Source organism: Gryllotalpicola reticulitermitis (assembly GCF_042651345.1).
Taxonomy (GTDB): Bacteria; Actinomycetota; Actinomycetes; order Actinomycetales; family Microbacteriaceae; genus Gryllotalpicola; species Gryllotalpicola reticulitermitis.
The window spans coordinates 207,385-233,151 of sequence record NZ_JBHSCN010000005.1; the positions used below are offsets into that span (position 1 = coordinate 207,385).

Annotated in this window: 27 protein-coding genes; 17 read left to right on the forward strand and 10 right to left on the reverse strand. The window is 62.2% G+C overall.

Going from position 1 to position 25,767, the window contains the following annotated elements:
• Nucleotides 1–46 precede the first annotated feature (46 nt).
• On the forward strand, nt 47–289 hold the full coding sequence (locus tag ACFOYW_RS08095; protein WP_390228351.1) for a hypothetical protein: 243 nt from the start codon (nt 47–49) through the stop codon (nt 287–289).
• 16 nt (nt 290–305) lie between these two features.
• Here the strand turns inward: ACFOYW_RS08095 and ACFOYW_RS08100 are convergent, their stop codons facing one another.
• The gene (locus ACFOYW_RS08100; RefSeq protein WP_390228352.1) at nt 306–1,040 is read right to left on the reverse strand and encodes an SGNH/GDSL hydrolase family protein; all 735 of its coding nucleotides are present in this window, start codon (nt 1,038–1,040) and stop codon (nt 306–308) included.
• 181 nt (nt 1,041–1,221) lie between these two features.
• Here ACFOYW_RS08100 and ACFOYW_RS08105 point away from each other — a divergent pair, with 181 nt between their 5' ends.
• Nucleotides 1,222–1,506, forward strand: coding sequence for a hypothetical protein (locus tag ACFOYW_RS08105; protein ID WP_390228353.1), 285 nt, complete (start codon nt 1,222–1,224; stop codon nt 1,504–1,506).
• 50 nt (nt 1,507–1,556) lie between these two features.
• Here ACFOYW_RS08105 and ACFOYW_RS08110 read toward each other — a convergent pair whose 3' ends face one another.
• Together ACFOYW_RS08110 and ACFOYW_RS08115 are read right to left on the reverse strand one after the other, a co-directional pair.
• On the reverse strand, nt 1,557–2,351 hold the full coding sequence (locus tag ACFOYW_RS08110) for an SGNH/GDSL hydrolase family protein (RefSeq protein ID WP_390228354.1): 795 nt from the start codon (nt 2,349–2,351) through the stop codon (nt 1,557–1,559).
• Nucleotides 2,352–2,430: 79 nt separating this feature from the next.
• The gene (locus ACFOYW_RS08115; protein ID WP_390228355.1) at nt 2,431–3,123 is read right to left on the reverse strand and encodes a CPBP family intramembrane glutamic endopeptidase; all 693 of its coding nucleotides are present in this window, start codon (nt 3,121–3,123) and stop codon (nt 2,431–2,433) included.
• A gap of 140 nt (nt 3,124–3,263) precedes the next feature.
• Here ACFOYW_RS08115 and ACFOYW_RS08120 point away from each other — a divergent pair, with 140 nt between their 5' ends.
• The 6 genes from ACFOYW_RS08120 (at nt 3,264) to ACFOYW_RS08145 (ending at nt 10,085) form a co-directional block, all read left to right on the forward strand.
• Complete coding sequence (locus tag ACFOYW_RS08120; protein WP_390228356.1) at nt 3,264–4,748, forward strand: polysaccharide biosynthesis tyrosine autokinase; 1,485 nt, start codon at nt 3,264–3,266, stop codon at nt 4,746–4,748.
• Entirely contained in the window at nt 4,745–5,386 is a 642-nt protein-coding gene (locus ACFOYW_RS08125) for an arsenate reductase/protein-tyrosine-phosphatase family protein (protein ID WP_390228357.1), read from the forward strand. The genes ACFOYW_RS08120 and ACFOYW_RS08125 overlap by 4 nt, the downstream gene beginning before the upstream one ends.
• Before the next feature lie 165 nt (nt 5,387–5,551).
• On the forward strand, nt 5,552–7,051 hold the full coding sequence (locus ACFOYW_RS08130) for a sugar transferase (protein ID WP_390228358.1): 1,500 nt from the start codon (nt 5,552–5,554) through the stop codon (nt 7,049–7,051).
• Nucleotides 7,051–8,181: a glycosyltransferase gene (locus ACFOYW_RS08135; RefSeq protein WP_390228359.1), complete on the forward strand. Its 1,131-nt coding sequence runs from the start codon at nt 7,051–7,053 to the stop codon at nt 8,179–8,181. The genes ACFOYW_RS08130 and ACFOYW_RS08135 overlap by 1 nt, the downstream gene beginning before the upstream one ends.
• A gap of 1 nt (nt 8,182) precedes the next feature.
• Nucleotides 8,183–9,154, forward strand: a complete 972-nt coding sequence (locus ACFOYW_RS08140) for a glycosyltransferase family 4 protein (protein ID WP_390228360.1) — start codon at nt 8,183–8,185, stop codon at nt 9,152–9,154.
• The gene (locus ACFOYW_RS08145; protein WP_390228361.1) at nt 9,147–10,085 is read left to right on the forward strand and encodes a glycosyltransferase family 2 protein; all 939 of its coding nucleotides are present in this window, start codon (nt 9,147–9,149) and stop codon (nt 10,083–10,085) included. Before ACFOYW_RS08140 ends, ACFOYW_RS08145 begins: the two co-directional genes overlap by 8 nt.
• Before the next feature lie 97 nt (nt 10,086–10,182).
• Here ACFOYW_RS08145 and ACFOYW_RS08150 read toward each other — a convergent pair whose 3' ends face one another.
• The gene (locus ACFOYW_RS08150) at nt 10,183–10,542 is read right to left on the reverse strand and encodes a hypothetical protein (protein WP_390229675.1); all 360 of its coding nucleotides are present in this window, start codon (nt 10,540–10,542) and stop codon (nt 10,183–10,185) included.
• On the opposite strand from ACFOYW_RS08150, the gene ACFOYW_RS08155 reads away from it, so the two are divergent.
• The gene (locus ACFOYW_RS08155) at nt 10,441–10,683 is read left to right on the forward strand and encodes a hypothetical protein (protein ID WP_390229592.1); all 243 of its coding nucleotides are present in this window, start codon (nt 10,441–10,443) and stop codon (nt 10,681–10,683) included. The genes ACFOYW_RS08150 and ACFOYW_RS08155 overlap by 102 nt on opposite strands.
• A gap of 24 nt (nt 10,684–10,707) precedes the next feature.
• Here ACFOYW_RS08155 and ACFOYW_RS08160 read toward each other — a convergent pair whose 3' ends face one another.
• The gene (locus tag ACFOYW_RS08160) at nt 10,708–11,856 is read right to left on the reverse strand and encodes a hypothetical protein (protein ID WP_390228362.1); all 1,149 of its coding nucleotides are present in this window, start codon (nt 11,854–11,856) and stop codon (nt 10,708–10,710) included.
• 145 nt (nt 11,857–12,001) lie between these two features.
• Complete coding sequence (locus ACFOYW_RS08165) at nt 12,002–12,805, reverse strand: glycosyltransferase domain-containing protein (RefSeq protein ID WP_390228363.1); 804 nt, start codon at nt 12,803–12,805, stop codon at nt 12,002–12,004.
• A gap of 467 nt (nt 12,806–13,272) precedes the next feature.
• On the opposite strand from ACFOYW_RS08165, the gene ACFOYW_RS08170 reads away from it, so the two are divergent.
• Nucleotides 13,273–14,229, forward strand: coding sequence for an NAD-dependent epimerase/dehydratase family protein (locus tag ACFOYW_RS08170; protein WP_390228365.1), 957 nt, complete (start codon nt 13,273–13,275; stop codon nt 14,227–14,229).
• A 256-nt stretch (nt 14,230–14,485) separates the two neighbouring features.
• Here the strand turns inward: ACFOYW_RS08170 and ACFOYW_RS08175 are convergent, their stop codons facing one another.
• From ACFOYW_RS08175 to ACFOYW_RS08185, 3 genes are all read right to left on the reverse strand, one after another.
• Nucleotides 14,486–15,298, reverse strand: coding sequence for a glycosyltransferase family 32 protein (locus ACFOYW_RS08175; RefSeq protein ID WP_390228366.1), 813 nt, complete (start codon nt 15,296–15,298; stop codon nt 14,486–14,488).
• 408 nt (nt 15,299–15,706) lie between these two features.
• Nucleotides 15,707–16,114: an acyltransferase gene (locus tag ACFOYW_RS08180; RefSeq protein WP_390228367.1), complete on the reverse strand. Its 408-nt coding sequence runs from the start codon at nt 16,112–16,114 to the stop codon at nt 15,707–15,709.
• Nucleotides 16,115–16,227: 113 nt separating this feature from the next.
• Nucleotides 16,228–17,610: a hypothetical protein gene (locus tag ACFOYW_RS08185; RefSeq protein WP_390228368.1), complete on the reverse strand. Its 1,383-nt coding sequence runs from the start codon at nt 17,608–17,610 to the stop codon at nt 16,228–16,230.
• 247 nt (nt 17,611–17,857) lie between these two features.
• Between ACFOYW_RS08185 and ACFOYW_RS08190 the strand changes: the two genes are divergently transcribed.
• The 7 genes from ACFOYW_RS08190 (at nt 17,858) to ACFOYW_RS08220 (ending at nt 25,229) form a co-directional block, all read left to right on the forward strand.
• On the forward strand, nt 17,858–18,841 hold the full coding sequence (locus ACFOYW_RS08190; protein WP_390228370.1) for a GDP-mannose 4,6-dehydratase: 984 nt from the start codon (nt 17,858–17,860) through the stop codon (nt 18,839–18,841).
• Between the two features lie 8 nt (nt 18,842–18,849).
• Complete coding sequence (locus ACFOYW_RS08195) at nt 18,850–19,836, forward strand: GDP-mannose 4,6-dehydratase (RefSeq protein WP_390228372.1); 987 nt, start codon at nt 18,850–18,852, stop codon at nt 19,834–19,836.
• 195 nt (nt 19,837–20,031) lie between these two features.
• The gene (locus tag ACFOYW_RS08200; protein ID WP_390228373.1) at nt 20,032–20,748 is read left to right on the forward strand and encodes a hypothetical protein; all 717 of its coding nucleotides are present in this window, start codon (nt 20,032–20,034) and stop codon (nt 20,746–20,748) included.
• A gap of 101 nt (nt 20,749–20,849) precedes the next feature.
• Nucleotides 20,850–22,673, forward strand: a complete 1,824-nt coding sequence (locus tag ACFOYW_RS08205) for a DUF4012 domain-containing protein (RefSeq protein WP_390228374.1) — start codon at nt 20,850–20,852, stop codon at nt 22,671–22,673.
• Complete coding sequence (locus tag ACFOYW_RS08210; protein WP_390228375.1) at nt 22,670–23,206, forward strand: hypothetical protein; 537 nt, start codon at nt 22,670–22,672, stop codon at nt 23,204–23,206. The genes ACFOYW_RS08205 and ACFOYW_RS08210 overlap by 4 nt, the downstream gene beginning before the upstream one ends.
• 314 nt (nt 23,207–23,520) lie before the next feature.
• Entirely contained in the window at nt 23,521–24,081 is a 561-nt protein-coding gene (locus tag ACFOYW_RS08215) for a hypothetical protein (RefSeq protein WP_390228377.1), read from the forward strand.
• A gap of 125 nt (nt 24,082–24,206) precedes the next feature.
• Nucleotides 24,207–25,229 carry an LLM class flavin-dependent oxidoreductase gene (locus ACFOYW_RS08220; RefSeq protein WP_390228379.1) on the forward strand — a complete coding sequence of 341 codons (1,023 nt, stop codon included), beginning with the start codon at nt 24,207–24,209 and terminating at the stop codon, nt 25,227–25,229.
• On the opposite strand, the gene ACFOYW_RS08225 is transcribed toward ACFOYW_RS08220, so the two are convergent.
• Complete coding sequence (locus tag ACFOYW_RS08225; protein ID WP_390228380.1) at nt 25,222–25,674, reverse strand: MarR family winged helix-turn-helix transcriptional regulator; 453 nt, start codon at nt 25,672–25,674, stop codon at nt 25,222–25,224. The genes ACFOYW_RS08220 and ACFOYW_RS08225 overlap by 8 nt on opposite strands.
• Nucleotides 25,675–25,767: the final 93 nt, after the last annotated feature.

Sequence of the window (25,767 nt, forward strand, 5' to 3'; positions counted from 1 at the left end):
GCGTCGGGACATCGGCCGGGGCGTTCGGGTTGAGGGAACAATGGTGATGAACAACGCGCGCGGCCAGTCGTCGCTCGGTCTCGTCAAGGCAGTGCACTGCGAGTTCTATGTCGGTAGCCGTTCGGGCGGCAGCATCGGCGTCATCTGCGACTGCGAGCTGGGAACCGACCACACCTATGCAGAGTGGGTCGCACGGCTGGGCGAGGGCAAGTACAACGGGTCAGGTGATCCGGCCGACATCCACGCCGTGCGTGCCGCGCGCGATGCGGAGCAGGGCGTCGTCTGCTAGGAGCGCGCCCAGCTCGTCACGGTGTGACTCGCGGGCTGCGCAGGGCAGCAGAGAGTGATTTCGCGTACACCTGGTGGCCGGCTTCGTTCGGGTGCAAGTGGTCTCCGGCCAAGTCGGCGGGTGCCAGCCAGCTGAGTGCGCTGACGTAACCGACGTCCTCCGCCTTGGCGACGGAGGCCAACGTTGCGTCCACGCGGCGCATGTCCGCGGCGGGTCGGCGCGGTGTGATCGCGGGGCCGAGCAACACGATCCGCGTGGTGGGCGCCTCGCGCTTGACCGTTGCGACGAGCGAGGCGGCGGCCGACCGCAACCGGGCATCGGAGTACGTGTAGTCATTCGTGCCGCCCTCGATCACGAGGATGCGCGGTACCGGCGAGAGTGCTTGCGCGAGCTGCCGCGAGAACGGATGCCCGCCGCACGCACTCGGGTTCACGTAGCCGCTTCCAGGCCAGCCGACGACGTTCGCTCGCATGCCCAGCGCACGGGCGGTGAGCACCGCATAGTCGTCGCTGAGCTCGGGCAGCTGCGTGCCGGCGGTATAGGAGTCGCCGAGAACGGCGAGCACGGGCGCACTCCCGGTCATCAGCGGTCTGTCGAGCGAGGCCCACTTCGCGACCTGCGCATGAATGACCTCGCACGACGCAACGCGCGCTCGCGCGGCTTGTGCTTGCTCGTGGTGGCGATACCCGAAGATCCCACCAGCGACGACGATGGCGGCAGCAAGCGCGGCCGCCACAGCGATTTGAGACACACGGCGCATCCGGCCAAGGTATGACAAACAGCTGAAGCTGACGTATTTTAAATGAGGAATGCCCGACTATTCCTCTCCACCTTCCACCCTGCGACGGCGCATTCCCCGATTCCCCGGCGCCCCTGGCTCCTGGGGGTTACGCGGGACGCTCCGAGGCACGCTCAAACCGAAAGGAAGACGAGTGGCGGAAAACGAGGCTGCAGCCCGATACGCAGCACGACACTTTGGCAACCCTGACGCAACCCCCAGGGTCACGGAGTACTACACCGCGAAAGGCTGGCTGCCCATCTGGGACAAGTCACTGCGCCTGACGCCCGAGACCTGCTATCAGGTCCGCGAGCGCGGGGGAGTGATGGTGCGCGTGCGGCACCGCTTCAAGACGGTCCAGGTGACCCTTATGCGCTACCTGGGCGAAGACCGGCCGCCGGTCGCAGCGGCCCGCACCCTCACGCCCCGACACTCATAGTTGCTTCAACGATGCGTGGGCGGCTTGCGTCGCCCTCGCCCAGCCCACCGCTACTGCTTCGGCAGCGCCGCTTCAATCGCCAAGGCGATCGCGGCATAACCCGCGTCGTTCGGCACGACCCCGCTCGAGATGTACTCGGGGTGCCCACGCAGCGGCTCACCGATATCGAGGTAGGTTGCCCCGTTGCCGGCGGCCGCGGCCTTTACCGAGCTCTGCACAACTCCGAGCGGCAGCGGCCCCTGCGTCGAGTCCCACACGGGCGAGACAGCGTAGATCGTGGCGGCCGGCAGCGCTGAGGACAGCTGCGAGTAGAACGAGTTCGCAGCCGACGCCGTGCTCTGCGACTGCGGGGTGTCGTTCCGGCCGCCGGTGACCACAACAATTGACGGCTTCTCGGCGACGATCTTCGGAATCAGCCCGGCGTAGTTCGTGCCGCAGTCGCCGCTGACGATGTAGCCGGCGTTCGTGCAGGCGATGACGTCGACCTTCCACCCCTCGGCCTTGCCGACGAGCGCTGGGAACCCCTTCTCTGGGCTGCTCGCGTCGAGCGACTCGGCGTAGCCGTCACCGACGAAGGCGACGGTGGGCCGCGTCGTCGGGGTGGCAGCCGTGCTCGGCGCGGGCGAGCCAGCGGGTACAGATGCCTGAGCCGAGGGCGCTGACGAAGCTGCCCCGCCGGGCAGCGACGGCGGCGTGTACGTCGCGGCGACGGCAGCAAGGTCAGAGGCGCTGTGGTGCGTGAGCGCGTAGCCGGCGAGACCGATCGCGGCGGCGGCCAAGACGCCTACGCCGACGTATTTCAGGGTGCCGTTAGCCGAAAAGCGATGGCGATCGTTTCCGGGCATATAACCGACTCTATGAGGCGCTCAGGAGCGCGGGGAATGATTTACGACCCTAATTCTGGGGTAGACGAAGGTTTAGGCGCTACCACGGCCAGTTAATCAGGGTGGCAAGACCGTTAAACGCGGCGTGGCCGATGATTGCGGACGCGATGCGCTTCGTCTGCTGTACGACGTATCCGGCGAGCAGGGCGTAGACGAGCATCTCGACGACGAGAGTCCACGACCAGCCATCGGCGATCGTGTGCACGAGGGTGAAGATCACCGACGTGATGATGAGCGACGTCCAGGGCGTCAGGAAACGGCCGAGGGATCCCTGCAGCAGGCCGCGAAAGAACGGTTCCTCGATGAGCGGTGCCAGGATCACCGGGGCGATGACCGCAGTGAAGACGTAGACACCGGTAATGCCGCCGATGAAGATGCCGCTGCTCGGAAGACTGCCGGTGACAAAGAACTGCACGATGATGCCCACTGCGCGTGCGACGACACCGACCATGAGGCCGAGGTAGATGTCGACAGGGCGGAACCCGAGGTATTGCCGCCAGAAGAGTGCGGTCGCGATGAGCGCGATGATGAGGGGGAGCCAAGTGAGGCCGTAGGAGGCGGCGAGCTCGACGCCGAACGGAACACTCCGCTCCCAGGCCGGGAAGGTGAGGGCTAGCACGACCGCGACCACGAGTGCGGCGATCGCCCATATAAGAGGAACGGTCGGGCGAGCGGAAGCGTTCGAGTCGGTCGGGGCTGCGCTGTGAGCAGCGGACCGAGGGGCCTGCGTCATGGGGTACACGCTAGAGGTAGGCACCATAATCCGGCCAGCGCCACACGCCCTGGGGTCGTGAAGGTGGAAGCCCGGTCGTCTAGTTATGGCATCATTGCGCCCAAGACACGTGCGGGGCGTGCGCAATCAAAGGCAGGTCTGTGGAACTCAGCGATTACATCCGAGTGCTGCGCAAGGGTTGGCTGTTCATCCTTGTGTTCGTCGTCGTCGGGGTGGGCATCGCGGCAGCGTATTCGCTGGCGAAGGCGCCGACTTACACGGCAAGTGCGCAAGTGTTCGTAAGTACTGAGACAAGCGACAACGCCAACGATCTAGCCCAAGGCCAGAACTACACGCAGGACCGCATCACGTCCTACGTGGGGCTCGTCACCACGCCGTCCGTTCTCCAGCCGGTCATTGTCGGCCTGCATCTGGACCTGACTCCCATCGAGCTGGCGAAGCAAGTGAGCGCGGCAGCGCCGCTCAACACGACTCTTCTTGAGATCACCGCTAAGTCAAGCGACGCAAAACAATCGGCCGACATAGCGAACGCGACCGCGGAGAGCTTGACGACGGTCGTACAAACACTTGAGACTACGGACGCCGACAACAATGTCTCGCCGGTAAAGCTCACCCGCGTGCAGGATGCGGTCGTTCCGCTTTCCCCCAGTAGCCCAAACGTACCCCTCAACATTGTGCTGGGGCTTCTCGTCGGCCTCGCATTGGGCATCGCAGTCGCTGTACTGCGGCAGACTCTTGACACGCGAATCCTGACCGAGCACGACGTCGAGGCCATTACGAGTGCGCCAATCGTCGGTGGGATCACGTTCGACCCCAAGTCGGCATCGCGCCCGTTGATCGTTGCTGATGACCCATTCTCAAACCGGGCCGAAGCGTTTCGCACGCTGCGAACTAATCTTCAATTCCTCAACGTCGGCGACGATGCCGATCTCGTTTCGCGCGGCGAGGATGACGAAGATGGAACTTCTTTGCGCGGTCGCAGCTTCGTGATGACAAGTTCTCTCGCTCAAGAGGGTAAGAGCACGACGACTGCCAACCTCGGGCTAGCTCTCGCCAGCACGTCGAGCAATATCCTCGTCGTCGAGGCGGATCTCCGACGACCGAAGCTCGCCGCATACCTGGGCCTGGAAGGAGCTGCTGGCCTCACGGACGTCCTCGTTGGTCGCGTGGAGTTGTCTGACGTAGTCCAACGGTGGGGTACGACGAACCTCTATGTGCTGCCGGCCGGCCGGGTTCCCCCGAACCCGAGTGAATTGCTCGGCAGCAAGCGCATGGCAAAGCTCATCGAGATGCTTGAAGGCCAATTCGATTACGTCCTTTACGATGCCCCTCCGTTGCTTCCCGTGACGGACGCGGCCGTGCTCAGTAAGGTTACAGACGGTTCGCTCCTCGTAGTTGCCGCCGGCAGAACGCATAAGAACCAGGTCAAGGCCGCGGTCGCCCTGATCGAGCAGGTTGGCAGCAGAGTTGGCGGTGTCATTATGACGATGCTTCCAACCAAGGGACCCGATGCATACGCATACGGGCGATACGGCTATGGCTACTACGGCGGGGAGCAAGCCGATCAACGGGGCAAGAACAAGAAGAGGCTGCGCGCGCGCGGCGCGCGCGGCGCGAACGCATGAATACCTCCACTCCGTTTCGTGTGCTTGCGGTGTGTTCCGGGAACGTGTGCCGTTCCCCGCTAGCGGAGTTGCTTCTGCGGAACGGACTCAGCGCGCGCGCTGATCTGGTAGTTGTCAGCGCCGGAACGATTGCCCGCCCGGGGCAACGGATGGCCGCCGAGATGATTAGCGCGGGTGTGCCGTTCGGCCTAGATCCCGATGCTGCCGTCCACCATCGTGCGGCGCGGCTTTCGGAGCAGAGCGTTGCAAAGGCCGACCTTATCCTCGGACTAACCCGCGAGCACAGGGCCGCGGCTGTGGGCATTCGGCCCGGTGCGGTCAGCCGAACTTTTACGCTCAATGAGTTCTCGCGTCTGGTAAGCGCGGCCGAGGCTCGAAGCGAGCTAACCCCTGCGGCACTTGTCGCAGGGGCTGCGTCCCGTCGTGGGCCGGGGGCACCGCGCGACCCCAGCTTGGACGACATTGACGATCCAATTGGCCTTCCCCGCGAGGAGTACGACCGTGTGAGCGCTGAGATAGCTCAAGCAGTGCAGGGCATCGTACACGCTCTGCTAGATACCAAGCCCTCGGCGGGTGCACAACCTCGGGCGCCTGGATCGCGAACGCCCGCGCTTTCGTTCTCGTTTCGGCCGTCCTGAGCGTTAGGTGAGTGAGGAACCAAGTGCTGTCGGACCGTCGCAGGGAGGCGGACTCTTCGGGATCTCGCCCGTGGCAAGTGATGGTGGGGTCACCTAAACTTTCGTCAAGAAAGCGGCTCGGACCGCCGTTCGAAACCACTTATGACGCGAAGCGGGACACAACGAATGGTTGATCAATCCGTCGACCGCACGCCCGCGGTGGCTGACGCGGGAGCAGTTGTGGACTGGCGCGGCGCCTACGCGCGACGCGTCGCGATAACGGATGCGCTAACGCTTGTCTGGGTGGTATTCGGCACCCAGCTTCTTTGGCTAGGCTCCGGACGAGTCGCCCCCTCTGGCAGCTGGGCCGTCGGACAGCTGACCGGTGGTGCCGTCAGCTACACACTCATATCGGCGGTCCTGACAGCTGCGTGGCTCACCGCGCTGTCGATATTCGGGACTCGGACGTACCGCGTCATTGGCGTTGAGGCGACTGAATACAAGCTCATTGTCAGCGCGAGCCTAAGGCTGTTCGGACTGGTCGCGATTGCCGCCTTTCTCTTGAAAGTCGATTTGGCACGCGGTTACATCCTGATCTCATTCCCCCTCGGCGTGCTTGTTCTGCTGGCGACAAGGTGGATGTGGCGGCAGTGGCTTGCGATCGAGCGCCGTGACGGCCGTTATTCGTCCCGCGTGGTCCTCGTCGGTGCCCTTGACTCCGTTACGCATATTGGTAATCAGCTAGCCAGACATCCCGCTGCTGGATACTTAGTTGTCGGCGCTATTGTCCCGGGGCGGGACGGCCCAGTGCGGCTTGACGACGGACGTGAGCTGCCGATCGTGGGTACGCTCGATACCGCAGTTGAGTCGTTGAACGGTTGCGGGGCGGATACGATTGTGCTTACCGGGTCGGATGAACTTTCGCCAGAACGGGTGCGTCGCATCAGTTGGGCATTAGAACCCGGGCGCAAGCACCTCGTGATGGCGCCTGGTCTTACGGATGTCGGCGGCCCCCGCATTCACACGAGGCCTGTTGCCGGGCTGCCGCTCATGCATGTCGAAACCCCGCGTTATGAGGGCCCAGAGCGCGTTACTAAGCGCGTCTTCGATATTGTTGGCTCTGGCCTATTGTTGCTTCTGCTGTCGCCGCTATTCGCGGTTGTGGCGGTCGCGGTCAAGACGACGAGTGCGGGACCTGTCTTTTATCGGCAAGAGCGGGTGGGACGGGACGGGCACGCAATACATATGCTCAAGTTTCGGTCGATGGTCACCGACGCTGATGCTCAGCTCGCGCGCCTGCTCGAGGCGCAGGGGAGCGCCGGGGTGCCGTTGTTCAAGGTTCGAAATGATCCGCGTATCACCCCGATCGGCCGGTTCATCCGAAAATACTCGGTCGACGAGCTCCCTCAATTGATCAACGTCCTTCGAGGTGAAATGAGCCTGGTCGGCCCTCGCCCACAGCGAGAACCGGAGGTTGCGCTTTACGACGAGGCTGCGTGGCGGCGCCTTAACGTGCTCCCGGGCATGACCGGTCTATGGCAAGTTAGCGGACGGTCCAACCTTTCGTGGGAGGAAGCGATCCGGCTCGACCTGTATTACGTAGAAAACTGGTCGCTAGTAGGGGACCTAGCAATCATGTGGCGCACAATTAGGGCGGTCGTGTCGCCGGGAAGCGATGCAATTTAGTGAGCGGCGTAATTGTCCATGAGTGGCTGGCGCCGCGGGGTGGCTCAGAAAATGTTGTGGAAGCCATGCTTGAGTGCTTCCCAGATGCGGATTTGTGGACACTCTGGAATGATGCGCCGACACGGTTTGCTCGGCCAAATCTTCACGAATCATGGCTCGCTCGTACGCCGCTTCGCCGAAGCAAGGCCGCTGCTCTCCCTTTTATGCCGGCAACTTGGGCACGCGCGCGATTCTCGGGCGCAGACTTCGCGCTCCTCAGCTCGCATGCATTCGCCCACCATGCGGACTGGCACAACCGGTCGAACGTTCCGCGCTTCGTATACGTCTACACCCCGGCCCGATATGTCTGGGTCCCGGAAATGGACAATCGCGGGCGAGGGCCGGCGGCTCGCGCGGCATCGGTTTTCCTTCGGGGGCTTGACAGGCGAGTCGCGAGTGCGCAGGACGCAAGTTTTGTCGCCATTAGTAACTTCGTCCGATCACGTATTCAGGACACGTGGGGCGTCGAAGCCAGCGTCATCTATCCGCCCGTTGACGTTTCGCGAATCCAAAAGGAGGAGGACTGGGCGCGGCACCTGAGCGACCACGAGCGTCACCTCTTGGACTCGTTGCCAGCCGTGTTCATTCTCGGCGCGTCACGATTCGTCGAATACAAACGGCTCGATCTCGTGGTGCGCGCCGGAGAAGCCGCCCAGATTCCGGTAGTTCTTGCCGGAGGCGGTCCCCAGAGGGCGGAACTCGAGGCCATCGCTGTCCGGTCCGCCGTTCACGTCACGTTTGTAGATGACCCTTCTGATGCGTTGCTCTATGCGCTCTATCAGAAGGCAAGTGTGTTTGGATTCTTTGCTGTTGAGGACTTCGGCATTATGCCGGTTGAGGCTATGGCAGTCGGTACACCAGTTGTCGCCCTAAATGTTGGTGGCGCAAAAGAGAGCGTTCTTTCCTCTGGGGGCGGTGCGGTTGTGGAGTCGACGTCACCGGGCGCGCTCCGCGAGGGCGTCGAACGTGCGCTGTCTATGGACATGTCAACTGCTCGAAGCCGTGTAGGTGAATTGTTTGGCAGCGAGCGTTTTGCGACCGAGCTCCGGACCTGGATTACGCCGCCCAAGTCCCCTAAGCGCGAGGCCTGAGATGCTAGTGGTCGACACGCGGTGGTCAGGACAGACCGGCATCGGCCGGTTCGCTTCCGAGGTTGTCGATCGGATCAACATCCCGTTCGCTCGAATGGAAGGAAGCCTGCCGCCGACGTCTCCGCTGGACGCGGTAAACCCTGCGCGATTGAAGCTCGGACGGAGGGACCTGGTTTACTCGCCAGGATACAACGCTGGCCTTTCTCGATCACGCCAACTGATCACGCTTCACGACTTGATTCACCTGCAAGTGCCGACCGGCGCTGGGCGCGCCAAGCGTGTCTATTACGAGCGCGTTGTTCGCCCTGCAATCCGACGTGCGGGGTCTGTACTGACAGTGTCGAAGACCTCGCGCGAGGCCATCATTGAATGGCTCGGGCGTGATGCATCAGGTATCGACGTCGTAGAGGTTGGCAATGGCTGCTCGCCGGCCTTCATACCTGAAGGCCCGCGTTCCTCGTTGGCAGAGGGGGCTCTCGTCTACGTAGGCAGTCTGATGCGACACAAGAACTTCGAAGTGGTCGCTCGGGCCCTCAGGCTACGACCCGAGTACAGGTTGGTGGCCGTCGTCCGCGACAGCGTCGGGCTGGTGCGATTAGTTGACGAATACGGGATCGCAGGACAGGTGGTTTCTGCGCCGGCGCAGAGTGATGCCGCCCTAGCGGCCCTCTACCGCGGAGCAAATGGGGTGCTCTTGCCCTCTGTTGTAGAGGGGTTCGGTCTTCCCGCACTCGAGGCTCTCAGCGTTGGTACCCCAGTCGCGTTTTATGGAGGCGCGCGGAGTGTCAGGGAGATCGTTGGGAGCAGTGGGGTCGCGGTCGACTCAGCGCATGATCCTGAGGCCTGGGCCGCCGCGATGGACGCACTGGTCGCACACGGCACTGTAGAGCCGGGGCGAGCATGGCGGGAAAGATACGACTGGCACCGTGTCGGGCGGAACGTCGCGGCTGCGATAGAGGTGGCAAATGGCTGAGGCCGTGTCTTCTGACGGAAAGCCCAACCTCGTTGGGGCGGTTCAAGACCACGTCACTGCTGTCGTTCTGAACTGGCGCGATGCCGGCTCTACCGTCGAGTGCGTAGCAAGTTTGCAGGCGGATCCGGATATCGCTTCGGTCATCGTGGTCGATAACGAGTTCGATGGCACGCTTAAGCAGGCACTTTGCGAGCGGTTCGCCGAGGAGATGCCCGACATCATAGAACTGCCGGAGAACCGTGGATTTGCGGCAGGAGTGAACGAAGGTATTCAGTCGGCCCTCGCTCGTGACGCCGACTATGTCCTGATCATCAATAATGATGCGCTATGGATGCCTGGAGCACTCGCGCCGATGCTCGAGCCGTTCGGGCTCGGAGCGAATGTGGGAGCAACTGCGCCGTTTATATATTCGCCGGACGGTGACCTGCTCTCGTCGGGAGGGCGCGTGAATTCACTCCTTATGTCAATAGATGATCGGGCCTACCCGAGAGACGCAGAATTTTTGACGTGGGCATGTGTGCTAGTTTCCGCGATCTGCATGCGCGATGTTGGGCCTCTCGACGAACGCTACTTCATGTATTGGGAAGACGTGGAATGGGGGCAACGGGTGCGGGCCCGCGGCTGGTCGTTGGCAGTTGTCCCAGAAGTGGGGGTTACGCACCGAATCTCATCATCGCACTCGGCCGCGGGCCTAAAGATCAGGGCATACTCGGCGGCTGGCTTAGCATTGTTCACTCGCGAAGGCTCCCGCTCGCGCCGGCTGGGCGGCCGCGTTCGGTTTTGGGCAAGGATCTTCGCACGGCTCGGCCGCGGTCAAGTCACGGCAGCATTCGCGATTCACAGAGGCTGGCGGTTCGGCCTTTCGGTTACCGGACCGGCGTATGAGTCGATCAGCACGGTCGTAGCCGCTTCACCAGCGCGCTCGCGATGACGCCAACGACGAGATTCCGAGGCGGCCAGGTGCGAACAGCACATACGCGCGTTCGCGTAGCCTTTGGACGTCTAGGTCCAACATTTCGTCAGAAAGGTCACGGCGCGGCGTGAATCTGCTTGAAGGCGTCCGAGTCGATCTGCATCTGGCAGATGAGCGTGACGGCCGGCCCAGGGGAAGGGTACGGAAACGACGTGTGGTCACTGCGGTTCTCCTCAGCCCGGGCATTCGTGCTGCGCTCCTGATGAGGATCGCCGCCAGAGGGGGTCTGCGAGGTCACCTCGCGCGCAATTTGCTCATCACCCTTCACGGATGCGATGTGGCTGCGGGGTGCGAGATCGCCGGGGCATTGTTTTTGCCACACCCGATCGGGGTAGTTCTGGGGTCCGGTGCACGCATCGGTGATCGTGTCTCGATCTACCAGGGAGTAACGGTTGGGGCAAATCGCAGGGGTCAATATCCGGTCATTGAGTTCGGTGTCACGCTCTACCCTGGTTCTTCGGTGACTGGGGGTGTCCGCGTGGGAGCTGGCGCACTCATTGGAGCGGGTGCTCGCATATACGATGATGTTCCGGCCGGAGCAACAATTCGTGGCTGACTGAACGATCGATAGTCGCCCCTCCTACTGTGGATCGGATTGCTTCATCGCGCCGAGCGTCGCAAGCGCGGGTGGCATAGCCAGACAACAGATAATCAGCTCGCTGACGGCGAGGCCACAGGCGACTCCTGGCGATCCCTCAATCTTCCCTAACACCACCATTAACGGAATGCCGATGACGGCCCCCACGAGGCCCGCAAGGAAGGTATAGCGCGCCCGGCCGCCGGGAATGAGAATATTGCGGCTGAGCGGGGTCGTGAGTGCCACGGCAAAGAACGCAACTCCATACCAGGACGTGGTAGAGAACGTCGGAGCCACATCCGCCCCAAACAGGATGTTGCCGACTAGGGGACCGAGGAATGCTAGCAGCGACCCCCCCACTACGCCCAGGGCCACATGAAGATATATCGCAATCGCGTGGCGCCGTATGCGACGCGGACCGTGAATCTCGAGGACCCAACTCTGTAGCGCGTTGCTCAGTGCAATGGTCGTGTAACTTCCTATTCGGTACAGTCGATCGGACGAGACTAACCCTCCGACTTTACCGGCCGCATCGACAAGAGTTGCCATAGGAATCGGCGAGGAAGAATATGTCGTTCCGACTAGGTTAGTCCCGGCGACGGCGGCCTGTCTTCGCACGTCTGACCAAATAGTCTTGGGCGGTACGAGGACACGATGCGCGTTCGGGGTGAGTCGATAGGCGAATATCACAGGCGCTGCGATGTTCGCGAAGATAAGTAGCGCTGGATACAGCCAAACTGCCCGCGTGAGCAGGATAGCTATCGCGGCGACCGCGACAGCGACTGCGTTTGGGATGTCGTCGAAGAGTACGAGCTGACCGGGGCGGCCAGCGCCTATCGAATACCATGCGGGCGACAAGCCGGCGGTTGCGGAGGCGATCGCCATGAGCGCTGAGATCGAACGCGCTTGGGGCGCCGCCAGCGTGACGGTAATGAGAACGGCAATCGGCGTGGCGATCAGAAAGAGTATTGCCCGCTGCTGAAGGCTCTCCACGTACAGTTGCGCCCTCTGGGCGTCGTTTGTCGTTGCGGCGAACCGGGATGGGCCAATCGTCCACCACCCCCACATCGAAATAATGGACGCCACGACTCCAACGGACTGGCCGAGTCCAACACCGGTCCATGTGGCCGCGCCACCGATGCGCGCTATCACGGGCAACAGGAGGAAAGGTGTCAGTAAGCCGATAAGTGGGAGCAGTGTAAAGCCCGCAATCCGACGCAATTGCTGCCTCACCGCTTGCCCAATCGTGCGCGGCGACTGAAGCGATGTGCCTCATACGCCCGGGTGCTGTCGTACGTCAACGTTTCACGCGGCGAGAGCGAACAACGCGGCGCACGCCCCGCGCGACACGGCTACTTGCGACGCGATCATAGACGTGCACAAGTATCGAGTACCGATAGCCGCTGCTGTAGACCATCTTTTTATCCTTCGGCAGCGTATCAACGCTAATCCAGGTGTGCCAACTTGACGAGTGATTATCTATCGCTATTCGATTTACATCGACTCGTGCCCGCCCGAGCGCGTACATAAGTGATAACTGATCGCGCCTCGAGTGCCGCAGCACCTGGTCCATCCAATAGCGCATGGCCTTGCGCACGGGCGCGGTCGGGCGGCGGACAATAATGGCGCCCCAAAGCGGGTGACTCGTCAATGTCTCGGGCGACCATTTGCTTAGGAAGTTCAGCTGCTCGCGCACACGGCCTGGGTCGTCAAGCGAGTCGGCTAAGACGGCCGAGAATTCGTCACGGACAGTCATGCGCCAGCTGTGCAGAGCCATTGCCATTTCGTGCTTGCCGAGCCACGTCTCAGCCATCAATTGCGGATCCGCCTGTAACTGGATCCGATTATCGATCCATATAGAGACGTCAAACTCGTCAAGGCTGGGATGGCCAACTATCTTAAGCTCTCGGACGCTGCGTGCTGCATCCCATGGAATCGACGGTTCTACCAGTACGACGTCCCAAGACTCGCTTTTGAGGGTCGGGTCGTCCGTGAAAAAGATGAACCGAACATCCGGGAAGTTCTTGGCGATTGGCTGCTCCGCGGGTTTTTCGTACCCACCGAACACGGCCGTGTAGACGACGACGCGCGAACCCCTCATTTTGTATCTCCGTCCGCACTCTGCGCGCGTTGGCGTCGGGCGGCGTCAGCCTGGAGCCGAACGCTGGAGCGGGGCAGAGTCACGTGCACCAAGATACTTGACGATCGTGCCCACATATTTCAAGCCGAAGGCTCGGATCATTTCTTGCGGTGAAAGCGTCAATCCTCGGCTGCGCTGCTGAGCCGAAGCATCAGTGGAGGGCGCCTTCACTGGGCGGAAGACGTGCCTTCACGACTAGAGCGGCGTCACCTGGCGCACGACGAAGTAATCGTCCCTCTTTTAACAAGCGCACGTGCAAGTGAACGCTGAGCCGCCAGTTCCGGCCAAGGGCCCCGGGACAGGCGCGGAACGCCCGGCATGAGCATGCTTCTTTAGCGCTCGAGATTGGAGATGCTCTAGCGTAGACCACAATGCGTCGCACGCATGGGCGCCCGCTCCAACTGTCATCCTCAAGCTGCAAGGATCGCATGAAGTATCTAGTCACCGGCGCGGCCGGATTCGTCGGTAGCAATCTCTGCACCAGGCTGCTTAGCGATGCCGCGAATACAGTGGTCGGTGTGGACGCGTTCCGCGACTACTACGACCCTGCGCTAAAGGAGCGCAACGTTCGTGGTCTGCTGGCTCAGCCGAACTTCTCCTTGGTGCGGGGTGACATCTGCTCGCTCAACTTGGACGAGCTGCTTCAAGGTGTCGATGTTGTGTTTCATGAAGCCGGGCAGCCCGGTGTGCGTAGTTCTTGGGGGAACTCATTTTCAACCTATACGCACGATAATATTGAAGCCACTCAGCTACTTCTAGAGGCGGTTACCAGGATGGACCGAGCACTCTCTCGGTTTGTTTACGCATCGTCGTCGTCTGTATACGGAGATGCCGAGCGCTACCCTACAGATGAGTCGGACCGCCCCGGTCCCAAGAGCCCTTATGGTGTAACCAAGTTGGCAGCGGAGCATTTGTGCAGTCTATATGCGCAGGCATACTCGGTCCCGGTCGTTTCCCTTCGCTATTTTACGGTGTACGGGCCCGGCCAACGTCCGGACATGGCGTTCACAAAGTTTCTCACTGCGGCTACCGAGGGGACTGAGATTCAGATATATGGCGACGGAAGTCAGGTTCGCGAGTTCACTTTCATTAGTGACATCGTCGAGGCGAATATTCGTTCGTCCTACATGGATGTGCCGGCCGGATGCGTAATCAATCTTTCCGGAGGCTCGGCGGTATCCGTGAAAGAGGTAATCGACGAGATCCGGAGCATGGTCGAGCGCGACCTCCGTGTGTCATTCGGCGCGCCCGTCGTCGGGGATGTTTATAGGACCGGTGGCTCAACTGAGCGAGCGCGCAAGTACCTCGAATGGGAGCCACAGGTCGACATTGCCAGTGGGCTGCGCCTCCAGTACGGGTGGGTTCGGGAGGCGCGCGGCATCTAGGCCGCAGAGATTACTCCTTGTTAACTGTGAGCGCGGATCGGCAGTTGCGTGCAGTGCGTCGTGGTCGAGCAGCAGGAACGGTGCCGCCCCCACCCGCTCCTGGACCTGCGCGATGCGCGTAGCTCGGGGCCAGCGTGGCATTGGTTGCACGGTGTGGTGGGTTCGTACGTTTTCCGAGCACTCAGAGGGGCCACGCACCCCGAGAGCGAGGTGCGGGTCGCATCGCTTAGCGAGGGAGTCGTCGGCGACTGGCCGGTTACCTCGTTTGCTCTAGAGGGACAGCACGTTTGAATCTCAGCTTATGACTGACGTAGGTGCGAAACATCGCCGCCTTCGGGATAGTCCGCAGATTTCCGACGCGCTCGCGGAGCGTGGCAGTAAGGATGCCGGGCCCAGACTCCGGGTGGGCCAGTGGCCCAATCTTACGACTGGGCGTGTCGTGCCAGGAATTTGCGACCAGGTGCTGGGCGTACGAGCGGCCAGTCTGACTGCTAAACCGCTCGAAATGCCAGCGATCGAAAATGGCAATGCCCCCCGGCAAACTCTGGTTGTGGTTCCCCAGGACAAAACTCGGGTAAGACTCTACAAGGTGTCGAGTAACTACGTCATTATTCGGATGATCGCCGAGTAGCAACGAATCATATCGAGCAAGTATGCTCGTTATGAGCTCGGAGTCCTTGGTTGACGCCATCACTGCCGTCCCAATGCTGTCGGAGTACATCATCCCCAAGAACGCGGAGTAGGACAACAAGGGATCGAAACTCTTGAAGACAACGACGTCGGTATCAAGGTAGATTCCGCCGTGCTTGGCGAGCACATCCAGGCGGCATAGGTCGCTCACGAACGCGTACCTCTTGAGTGCGTAAGCGCGTGCCGAGTACGGGTGCCTAGATACGTCCCAGTTTGACTCGTCCCAACGCTGGATGCGGTACTCGGGCAGAGCTTCGCGCCAACTGTCGAGGCATCTTTGCGCGAAGTCCGGCAACGGCCGTCCACCGAACCAACAGTAGTGAATGACACGCGGAATTCTGGTCGAAGAAGCCTGCGGTTGTGTTTCTGGTGCGATCACGATGGTTCGACTCTCGATATGAGGCGCGGGTAGGTGCTGTTGCGAGCGGCAAGGGCGCCGGATGTTTGGACGCAACGTTATCGACGCGTCTAATCGCGCGGAGCGGCGCCGTCACCAAGCTAACGGATTCCCGGTCGGCGGCGCGACCGCCCGCCGCCGACTCGTTCTTACTCGATCTCGCGGGGTGCGCCGGGGTGCGGCCTTTCGTTGTCGTCCCGCACTGATTTCGTGGACGGTCGAGGAGTGATGCGTTTCAATGCATACCAGGCGGAGCGCGACGGTTGCTGTCGGCGCGGACTCCGGAAGAGCTCGTCTATCTGCGCGCGCACTCGGTTGGGCCGCCAACGTCGGCATCCGCTGTTCCGCGGAGTATGAGGGACGGAGAGACGTCTCAGCCCGAGAACGGTTTCATCTGCGGTCGGCTACTGCGGTGTTCAGCTCGGCCTTGGCTAGCGCGCGAGCCTCATAGTCGGTGATGCGGCTCAAGACACGCGCCGGGACACCGCCGACGACGGCGCCGCTTGGTACGTCGCGAGTGACGACGGCTCCGGCCGCGACGATGGAGTCGTCGCCGATATGTACGTCCGGCAGAATGAGGGCGTTGAACCCGATAAAGACGTTGTTTCCCACGGAAATCGGCCCGTAAACGCCAATCCCTGGGTGAGATTTCCGGAGCACCCACGCCGCGCCATCGTGCGTGATGAATCGAACCCCGGCGGTCACGGTAACGCGGTTGCCGAGCGAGATTAGATGCGGCTCACTCCCGAACGTCAACGGATCAATATCCAGCAGCCGGCAGTCGTCACCCACTGCCACGCCAATGGTACGGGCAAACCGCACTGGGTCGTATGCAATTCGAACCCGGGCGCGAAACGGGCCGAGTACGCCGCGTGCAACGTCAGATAACGACCGCCCATCAGCCTTTCTGGTCACAATTGCCCCTCTTCTCGCGGCTGACTGGCCGATGGGACCAGCCCAATCAATATCCAAAATAGGAGATAGACAGCCTTGCCAAAAAATGCGGAATCCACGAGCGAGAGAAAAAGCGCTGCGACGACCAGAAAAATGAGAAGCCCGCACGCTAGCGCGCGCCCCTCAACATCACGTGATGCTGAGGTGCTGGACCGAAGGAGGAACGCGCCGAGGACGGCAAAGAGAAGGCCATAAGCGGCAAGCAGGACGACTCCTCCCTGCGCCATTAGTGACCAGAAGGCGCCGTCGGTAATCACTGCATTATCCGCGGCATATGCGGACGTCTGACTCTGCGTCGCCACCCCAAGCCCAATCCACGGGCTTCTGGAAAACGCCTCGAGACCGTATTGAACATTCAACGCATGCAAGGCGGTCGAGTTCTGCACGCCCACGTTACCGCCGCCGAACAGGCCACTGATGAGGAATGAATTCTGAAGGCTCGCGCTGATTGAGGAGTTAGCCAGAAGCGCAAGCGCTGCGGTCGAAACCAACACGGTGCCAAAAATGATCGCGGGCAGCACGGCAGAAACACCGCGACGCAACGCGTACACGCCAGCGGTCGCGGCTGCGACAATCACAGCGCCCACGATGCTCGCTCGCGAGAATGAGACGACAATTGCGGCGACGTAAAGGGCGCTGAGCCAGAATTTCGGCCAACTTGGCCGAAAGGCCAAAGCGGCAGCGCTAATGGCGAATGCCAGAAGCATTAGCACGCTGTATACGATGGTGTTGCCGACGAGGCCGTTCGCTCGAACGATGTTCGTACCGTAGTAGGTATATTCCCCGGAGTCAACGGGAGTTAGTAACCATGACGGCAAGTGGCTGCGCAACACAAACTGCAGAATTCCAAAGGCGGCGATCGCTGCCGTCGTCCATCGAACTACTCGCAATATGAACTGAGCGTTCCAGAAGTTCCTGACGATAAGGCAAACTGCGATGGCAACGAGGCCATAGCCAATCTGGGAGCGCCAACTAACTACCTTGTTTCCGAAGGATTCCGTACTCGCAAGAAACAACGCAGCAAAGGTTACTACGACCAATAATATTGCCTGCATCCAGCCATAGAGCCGAACCGATTCGCCGCGGTTGCGCGCCGCGGACAAGATGGCACCTATCAGGAGCAAGCCTGAGCCGCCGTCCGTGATGAAAGTTGCCGGATATGGCCCGTTTGGCCTAACCAGGTTGACGAACCCTGAGAAGACTAGGCAGAAGATGATAATCACGATCAGCGCAGCCGACGCCGAGAGCGTGCCTCTCGGGCGGACCGATGCTGCGGCGGCGTGATTGCTCGCGCGTAGGAGGCGCGCGGACGCGGCTGGTTGAGGTGAGCCTTGGAGCACCCGTTCATGTTAGGCGACCCGGGAGCCGCTGTCCGCTGATATGCGCCTGGTCCGGGCTCTCGTCAGGACCGCGGCGCAAGTGATAAGTGCCGAAGGTGGTCTTGGGCCCGTCGTCAATCCGCGGCACGCCACCAAAGCCGCCGGTCGGTAGACCATGAGCTCTAGCTCGTTGACGACGGGCGGCATCGGACCGGAATGTCAGTACAGTTCAATTGCTTATTGTGTGTCAGATCAAATCGGAGGGCATATGCCGCGCGCGCTGATTACCGGTGTCACTGGACAAGACGGCATGTATCTGAGCCGACTGCTGCTGTCGAAGGGCTACGAGGTCTTCGGCCTGGTTCGTGGACAGAACAATCCCAAGCTCGACGTCATTAGAGCCTGGGCGCCTGAGGTGAGGGTCGTTACTGGAGACCTGCTTGATCAATCGAGCCTCTTACGCGCCCTCGATGTGGCTCGGCCCGACGAGGTATACAACTTGGGCGCAATCTCATTCGTTGCCTATTCGTGGGACAACGCGCAGCTCACGAGTCAAGTGACGGGCCTTGGCGTCCTCAACATGTTGGAAGCGATCCGCCTTTACGCACACGACGATGCGTCCAAAGTACGGTTTTATCAGGCCTCGAGCTCGGAAATGTTTGGGCGCGTGCAAGAAGTCCCACAAAGGGAGACCACGCTTCTGTGGCCGCGCTCGCCCTACGGCGTCGCAAAGGTCTACGGCCACTACATGACAATCAACTACCGCGAGTCGTACGGCATGCACGCGTCGAGCGGGATCCTCTTTAATCACGAATCGCCCTTGCGCGGGCCGGAGTTCGTGACCCGCAAGATCAGCCGAGCTGTCGCGCGCATTTCGCTCGGGTTGCAAGACAGGGTTTCGCTTGGCAACCTCGATGCAAAGCGAGACTGGGGATTCGCAGGGGACTACGTCGACGCGATGTGGCGCATGTTGCAACAGGATGAAGCGAGCGACTATGTCGTCTCAACTGGTGAGACGCACCCGGTGCGTGAATACCTTGACATTGCGTTCAACCACGTCGGAATTTCTGATTGGGAGAAACACGTCCACCAAGACCCACAGTTCTTGCGGCCTGCTGAGGTCGACCTGCTGATCGGTGACTCGGCCAAGGCGCGGGAGCAGCTTGGGTGGACGCCTAGCGTCTCGTTCAAGCACCTCGTCGAGATGATGGTCGACGCGGATCTCGACCGCGAGAAGCCCAACGTGAAGTAGGTCCCGACATGTCTACCGCATTCGTTACTGGCGCCACCGGGCAGACCGGAAGCTATCTGGTGGAGAACTTGGTTCACCGCGGCTGGCAGGTGCACGCTCTTGCACGTGAAGGCGATAGGCCTGCGTCGCTGGTCGGTCTAGGCGTCGAGTTCCATACCGGCGACTTGATGGATTCTTCGCGAATCGGCCCGATTCTCACTGATGTGTCGCCGAGCGTAATCATCAACCTTGCGGCTCTGAGCTCAGTCGCTGCGAGTTGGCGAGAACCCATGCTCACGGCCGAAATCAATGGGCTTGCCGTAGCGGCACTACTTGACGGGGCATATCAGTTGCAGCAGCAAAGGGGGGAGCCAGTGTCGTTCGTTCAGGCCTCAAGCGCCGAGATCTTCGGGGACGCGCTGATGAACCCACAGAATGAGCTGACGCCAATTGCTCCGGTTAATCCGTACGGTGCGTCGAAAGCCTACGCGCACCTACTCGCCGGTGCGTACCGCAAGGCGGGCCTGTCGGCCTCGAGCGTGATCCTTTACAACCACGAGTCACCGAGACGGCCCGAGCAATTCGTGACGCGGAAGATCACACTCGCGGCGGCTCGGATCAAGGCCGGCCTCCAGTCGTCAGTGACTCTCGGCGACCTCACCATCAGGCGGGATTGGGGTTGGGCGCCCGACTATGCTGATGCGATAGCGCGCATCGCGACCGGTGATGTCGCGGGCGACTTCGTTGTCGCGACGGGTGAGTCGCACACAATCGAGGACTTTGTACGCGCGGCGTTTGACTCTGCGGGAATCGCCGATTGGCGTTCACACGTCGACACTGATCCCGCGCTTCAACGACCCGCGGACGCGGCAGATCTCCGAGGCGATGCGTCCAAGATCCGTGAGACATACGGATGGGGCCCCACGGTTGGATTCAACGAGATTGTCCGGCGGATGGTTGAAGCCGATGTCGCGGCGCTCCGCCCCCGAGCGTCGCCCCCCAACCGGGGCACGTGAAAAGTATGTAAACAAGGGTTGCGCTCGTCCCGGGCGTGACTAATCTGAGCCTCGTCCGGACCGACCTCCGGCACTTATGGCAACACAAAGGGGCAACACCTGTGCGTTCGTTCGCGCAGTCGGAGGCCGGGCCGCGTAGTGGAAACACGCACGCAATTGACCTAAGCCACACCGACCTGCGGAATAGGACAGCTCATGCACAAGACACTCAAGGCGACTCTCTCGATCGCCGTCGGCCTCTCGCTCGCACTCGGGGTTCCTCTCGCGGCCAGCGCGACGCCCGTCGCCCCGGCTTCAGCCACTCAGTCAGTTGTGGCGGCGCGCGCGATCAGCGACTACCACTCCTACGGCTACGGCAACCACAGGCCGGCGCCCAAGCCGAAGCCGAAGCCCACCAAGCCGGCGTACCCGCCGACGAAGCCGCCGAAGCCTCCCGTTCAGCACCACCACCCGTTCTGGCACGGTGGGTTCTGGTGGTTCCCGTTCATCTTCCCGGCCCACACCTTCCACCCCCACGCGATCGTGCACGTGTGGATCACCGGCTTCGGTGGCTTCTCGTTCTTCGGAACGTTCGAGGCCAGCGACTCCGGCAGCCTGACCCTCGGGACCGCTGCCGCCGACGGCTCGCTCAACGCGCAGCTCAAGGCGGCCGGCGCCAAGGACCTCGCGGGCCAGACATTGAACGCCACGGTTACCGACAGCGCTGGTACCTCGTTGTCGCAGACGATCGCGGTGCCGTCCACGGCAACAACCACGTCGTCGGTCAAGGCGGTCGACTCTGCGACCCTCGCACAGTCGGGCACCTACATTTCGCTCGCGACCGTGTGGGGTGCCGTCGGACTCGTCGCCCTCGGTGGCGGTTTCCTCGTCATGCGGACCATCACCCGCCGCAGGAACCGCGCCAACCTCTGATTCCGGCACCGATGAAGGCTGCCCGCGCCGCGGGCAGCCTTCATCGCGTTGTGGGCTCGTTTCCGGAGGCCCTCACGGAACCCTCTGCTTAGATGGGGCGCATGTCGACAGCCGCCGCCGACCATCGTCCGCGTCGAGTACGCCGTGAACGGCGGGTGAGGTGGGGGTGGATCGTCCTCTTCGTCGTGCTGGTCCTCGTCGCGATTGCGGCTTGGGTCGGTGTCCGGGGCCTGCTCGCTGCCAACGACCTGCGCGTGGCCCTTCCAGCGGCCACCCGCATTCAGACGGCCGTCTTGGGCGGTGATTCGAGTGCAGCCGCCACCGGTATCGGCGATCTCCGCGAACGAGCGGACAAGGCGCACTCTCTGACCGATGACCCGGTATGGCGCGTGGTTGAGACAACACCGTGGCTTGGCCCGAACATGCGTGCGCTGAGTGGAGTTGCCGCAAGTGCGGCGACCGTGACCGGCGGTGGCCTCGATTCTGTGGCGAGCATCTCGGGTGAGCTCTCCGGTGGCGCTTTGAAGCCGAACAACGGTGCGATCGACCTAAAACCTTTGGCCGATGCTGCTCCGGCGCTCTCTAAAGCGAACACCGCGGTCCAGTCCGGGGCGGCGATGGCGGCTTCGCTCTCGACTAAGGGTGTCGTGGCGCCCCTGGCTAATGCCGTGACTCAGTACCAAGGAAAGATTGATGAGGTCGCGAAGCTGACGGACGCTGCATCTCGTGCGTCGGATCTGCTGCCAGGCATGTTGGGCCAGAACGGACCGCGCACATATCTCTTACTTGTGCTGAACAACGCCGAACTCCGCGCCAGCGGCGGCATTCCCGGCTCGGTCGTGCACATCACGGCGAATCGAGGGAAGATCACCTTCGATCAGCAAGCGTCTGACGGGTCCTTCGGGCCCTACAACGCGCCGATCACAGAGCTCGCCCGTCCGACCAACCTGTTGTTCACTCAGATTACTGGCGAGTACATGCAGGACGTTACGTTGACCCCCCACTTCGATCAGACTGCGCAACTGGCCGCCGCGATGTGGAAGCAAAAGTATGGTCAGAGCGTCGACGGCGTGATCAGCATTGACCCCGTGGCACTCAAATACATTCTTGAGGCGACCGGGGCGGTCACGTTCGGCCAGGGAACATCGTTTGACACTCAGCTGACGGCGCAGAACGTGGTCACGACTCTGCTTTCCGATGTCTACTCCCGGTTCAGCTCGCCCCCGACGCAGGATCAATTCTTTGGTGCCGCGACGAATGCTATCTTCGCAAAAGTCACCAGCGGGGATTTTGCGCCCAGCGCGATGTTGACGGCTTTCACTCACATTGGCGATGAGCACCGCCTGAACGTGTGGAGTTCTCAGCCGGCCGAACAGACGAAGCTCGCTCAAACGACGCTGTCGGGTGGCCCAGCACGCTCCGGTCCGGGAGAGCAGCGGTTCGGTGTGTACCTTGCGGACGGGACCGGGTCAAAGATGGACTATTACCTCCACACGTCGGTGAGCCTTGGTCATATCACCTGCCAGCCCGACGGCCCGCTGTACGTCGTTCAACTCACTTTGAAGAATGGTGTCGTACCGTCGAAGGCTGGCTCTCTTCCGGCATATGTCAGCGGTGGTGGCCAGTATGGAGTGCCGGTCGGCACGATGCGCACTCAGGTCACGGTCTATGGTTCGCCTGGGGTCGAGTTTGGAAACGCGTTCACGAGCACAGGCGCCGCGCAGCCCGTCAAGTACGTGAGAGACGGCGACCGAGACGTTGCCCAATACACGATTGACCTTAAGGCCGGACAGAGCAGCACTGTGCGCCTCCTCTTCAACTCGAAGAAGGGGCAGACCGGCACGGCCGCCGCAGACGTGACCCCCCAAATCAATCCCGTGTCGATCTCGACGGGGCGCTTTGAATGTGCGACGGTGCTCAAGTGATCTTCCGACGGCCTTTCGCGCGCGTTCTCGCCGCCCTCGGGCTCGCCAGCGTCATCGGCTTCGCCACCCCTCTCGCCGCTCAGGCGGCGTCCTACCCGCCTGCGTCGCCGGGTACGTTCTCGGTGATGGCGCACCCTGGCACGAACCGGGTCACGATCAACGGGCTCGGGGCGAATGCGAAGGTGACGGCGCTGGTCTCCGGCCGTGGGCCCGCGCCGGCACTGGGGCCGATCTCGGGGTCGCCGAAGACGCAGACCGCGAACCTCGCGGTCGGCAAGACGGATGCCGCGGGCTCGGTCACCTTCAACCTGGTCTTCGCCTCGGGGGCGACCGGCGTGTACAACGTGTCGGTGTCGACCCCCGACGGTCACAGCGTGTCCGGTTCGATGACCATTCCGAGTAAGAGCCGAAACTCGCTCAATTGGACCGGCGCCAATATCGCGTTATGGATCGTCTGGCTCGCCGGGCTGTTCATAATCGTCGGCATTATCGCCTTGCTCGCTAACATCGTGCGGCGGCGCGCGCGGGGCTGAATGTTTCAGTTCGGGTGTCATCATCGTTCACAGGCGACCCCCGAACGGGGCAAAATATTCGGCCGTCTAGTGCAGCTGCTTGGAGCGACTTCCGCGGAATTCCGCGGTTTTTGGCCCAATTCTGAGTGAATAATTTACGTGCGCTTCACAACTCGCGCTTCCCAGTTCATATTCAGGCACGTATAGTCGCTGGTGTACAGCAGTGCCGACCCGCTTTTGCTGTCGTCGTTCTTCCCTGCGGAAGGCGCCGCTGAAAGGGTCGCATCACAACCCAAAAATCAGATACGCCACAGACCACCAGGGGGTCCCACCACATGAAGAAGCTCACCAAGGCTGTTGCAGCCTCCGCGCTCGTCGCTGGCGCGCTGTTCGCCGTTCCGGCCGCTGCCAACGCTGCGACCTACACGCCCAATGTTCCGACCACCTACACGGTGAACGTTGGACCCGGCGGAACGTTCAACCTTGTCATCGCCAACGGTACGTTCATCGCCAACTCGACGCTCAACATCAGCATCTCGAGCACGGGCCCGGTCCCGACCGACGTGACCGCGGCTGTGTTCCACTCCGCGACCGCAACGGCCACCGGGTCGGCGAACGCCAACGGCGGCACGACCCTGTCGGGGACCGTTCCGACCGACGCCACCGCGCCGATCACCCTGACCGCGCAGGACCCTGCTGGTGACAGCGCCACCGTCACCATTGCGGCTGCCGCGACCACCACCACCACGACGACCACGTCCACCACGGGCCTGGCCACGACCGGTACCTACATCTCGCTGGCCACCGTCTGGGGTGCCGTCGGCCTCGTCGCCCTTGGTGGCGGCGCGATCGCGGTTCGTCAGATCAGCCGCAAGCGTCAGGGCGACAACGCCTAAGTCACGCTGAACTGAGAAAGGGGCGGAGCCGAAAGGCTTCGCCCCTTTCTCGCGCCCGCACGCGGCTGTCGCGGGGGAGCCGTGCTCGCGGGAATCCGATCGCATCGCCCTCGGTTGCACCCAACATGACTGCGCTCACCGACGTGCCCCTCAATGTTCTCGATCTCGCGTGGCGAGGGTACGGGCAGAGCAACGCAGACGCAGTGCGCGGCTCGATCGAGCTCGCGCAGCACGCCGAGTCGCTCGGCTACGGTCGCTACTGGTTCGCCGAGCACCACGGCATGCCGGGCATCGCCTCGTCATCGCCTGCGGTCCTGATCGGCGCCGTCGCCGCCGCGACCGAGAAGCTGCGGGTCGGGTCCGGCGGCGTGATGCTGCCGAACCACGCCCCGCTCGTCGTCGCAGAGCAGTTCGGCACCCTGCACGCCCTCTACGGCGACCGCATCGACCTCGGCATCGGCCGCGCCCCCGGCACCGACGGCGTCACCGCGCTCGCGCTGCGCCGCACGCCCGAGGGCCTCGACGCCTCCGGATTCCCGCAGGAACTACAGGACCTCATCGGCTTCTTCCACGGCAACATGTCGCCGAACAACCCCATGTCGCAGCTGCTCGCTGTACCCGGCCTCGGCGACGCGCCTGAGATCTGGCTGCTCGGCTCGTCGGGATTCTCAGCGCAGCTCGCCGGCCTGCTCGGCCTGCCGTTCGCGTTCGCGCACCACTTCTCCGGGGACAACACCGAGGCGGCGCTGCAGCTGTACCGCGAGTCGTTCCAGGCATCCGATTTCTTGTCCGCGCCGCACTCGATGCTCGCGGTGTCAGTGATAGCGGATGCCTCACCCGAGGCCGTTCGCCGCGAGATGCTGCCCGGCTCACTCTCGTTCCTGCGGTTGCGCCGCGGTCTCAAGCCCGAACCGGTCTCCGTCGACGAGGCCCTCGCCTACGAGTACTCGCCCCTCGAGCTCGACTTCATCTCGCACCGCAACTCGCGCCAGGCCATCGGGTCGCCCGACGAGGTGCGCGCACAGCTCGAGTCGCTGCTCGAGTCGACCGGCGTCGATGAGCTGATGTTGCAGCCGTCCGGTGCGAGCGCCGAGGGCCGTCGGCATTCCCTCGAGGTCGTGCGGGACCTCGCGCGTGGGGCTATTTGACGTCCGGCTCTTTCGAGTTGTAGCGGTCGAGTAGCGCGGCGAAGGTCGAGAGCTCGTCCTCGCTCCAGTCGGCGAGCCGCTCGAACGACGCCTTCCGCTGCTCGCCGCGAGCGCTCGTCAGTCGCTCCTTGCCGAGCTTCGTCAGCCGCAGTTCGCGGCCCCGGTGGTGCGAGTCTTCCGTGCGCTCGGCGTATTCGACGAGACCGTGATCGAGCAGAGCCGAGACCTGACGCGACACCGTTGAGCGGTTGAGGTGAAAGGAGTTCGCGACGTCAGTGGCGCGGCACCCTTTCGTCGATCCGATGTATTGCAGCAGCGAGTGCTCGACGTAACTGAGCGGCGCGGCGAGTCGGCGGGCCCGTGCGGTGCCCCGTCGGGTGATGACGTTCATCTCTTCAAAGATTGCGTCGAGCAACTGTGCTCGGGAGGATTTCGCGCGTGCCATGGGATGAAACTAGTGCTTAGGGGGCGCGGGTGCACCACGCATCCGAAAATCACTTGTGGCGCACTGGGTATTTCTTTGGCAGACTCATAATTG

Coding starts and splice junctions, on each gene's coding strand:
- ACFOYW_RS08125 (WP_390228357.1), top strand. CDS start 4,745: ATGAATACCTCCACTCCGTTTCGTGTGCTTGCGGTGTGTTCCGGGAAC.
- ACFOYW_RS08110 (WP_390228354.1), bottom strand. CDS start 2,351: ATGCCCGGAAACGATCGCCATCGCTTTTCGGCTAACGGCACCCTGAAA.
- ACFOYW_RS08140 (WP_390228360.1), top strand. CDS start 8,183: ATGCTAGTGGTCGACACGCGGTGGTCAGGACAGACCGGCATCGGCCGG.
- ACFOYW_RS08220 (WP_390228379.1), top strand. CDS start 24,207: ATGACTGCGCTCACCGACGTGCCCCTCAATGTTCTCGATCTCGCGTGG.
- ACFOYW_RS08095 (WP_390228351.1), top strand. CDS start 47: ATGAACAACGCGCGCGGCCAGTCGTCGCTCGGTCTCGTCAAGGCAGTG.
- ACFOYW_RS08115 (WP_390228355.1), bottom strand. CDS start 3,123: ATGACGCAGGCCCCTCGGTCCGCTGCTCACAGCGCAGCCCCGACCGAC.
- ACFOYW_RS08170 (WP_390228365.1), top strand. CDS start 13,273: ATGAAGTATCTAGTCACCGGCGCGGCCGGATTCGTCGGTAGCAATCTC.
- ACFOYW_RS08145 (WP_390228361.1), top strand. CDS start 9,147: ATGGCTGAGGCCGTGTCTTCTGACGGAAAGCCCAACCTCGTTGGGGCG.
- ACFOYW_RS08200 (WP_390228373.1), top strand. CDS start 20,032: ATGCACAAGACACTCAAGGCGACTCTCTCGATCGCCGTCGGCCTCTCG.
- ACFOYW_RS08205 (WP_390228374.1), top strand. CDS start 20,850: ATGTCGACAGCCGCCGCCGACCATCGTCCGCGTCGAGTACGCCGTGAA.
- ACFOYW_RS08190 (WP_390228370.1), top strand. CDS start 17,858: ATGCCGCGCGCGCTGATTACCGGTGTCACTGGACAAGACGGCATGTAT.
- ACFOYW_RS08195 (WP_390228372.1), top strand. CDS start 18,850: ATGTCTACCGCATTCGTTACTGGCGCCACCGGGCAGACCGGAAGCTAT.
- ACFOYW_RS08215 (WP_390228377.1), top strand. CDS start 23,521: ATGAAGAAGCTCACCAAGGCTGTTGCAGCCTCCGCGCTCGTCGCTGGC.
- ACFOYW_RS08165 (WP_390228363.1), bottom strand. CDS start 12,805: ATGAGGGGTTCGCGCGTCGTCGTCTACACGGCCGTGTTCGGTGGGTAC.
- ACFOYW_RS08130 (WP_390228358.1), top strand. CDS start 5,552: ATGGTTGATCAATCCGTCGACCGCACGCCCGCGGTGGCTGACGCGGGA.
- ACFOYW_RS08225 (WP_390228380.1), bottom strand. CDS start 25,674: ATGGCACGCGCGAAATCCTCCCGAGCACAGTTGCTCGACGCAATCTTT.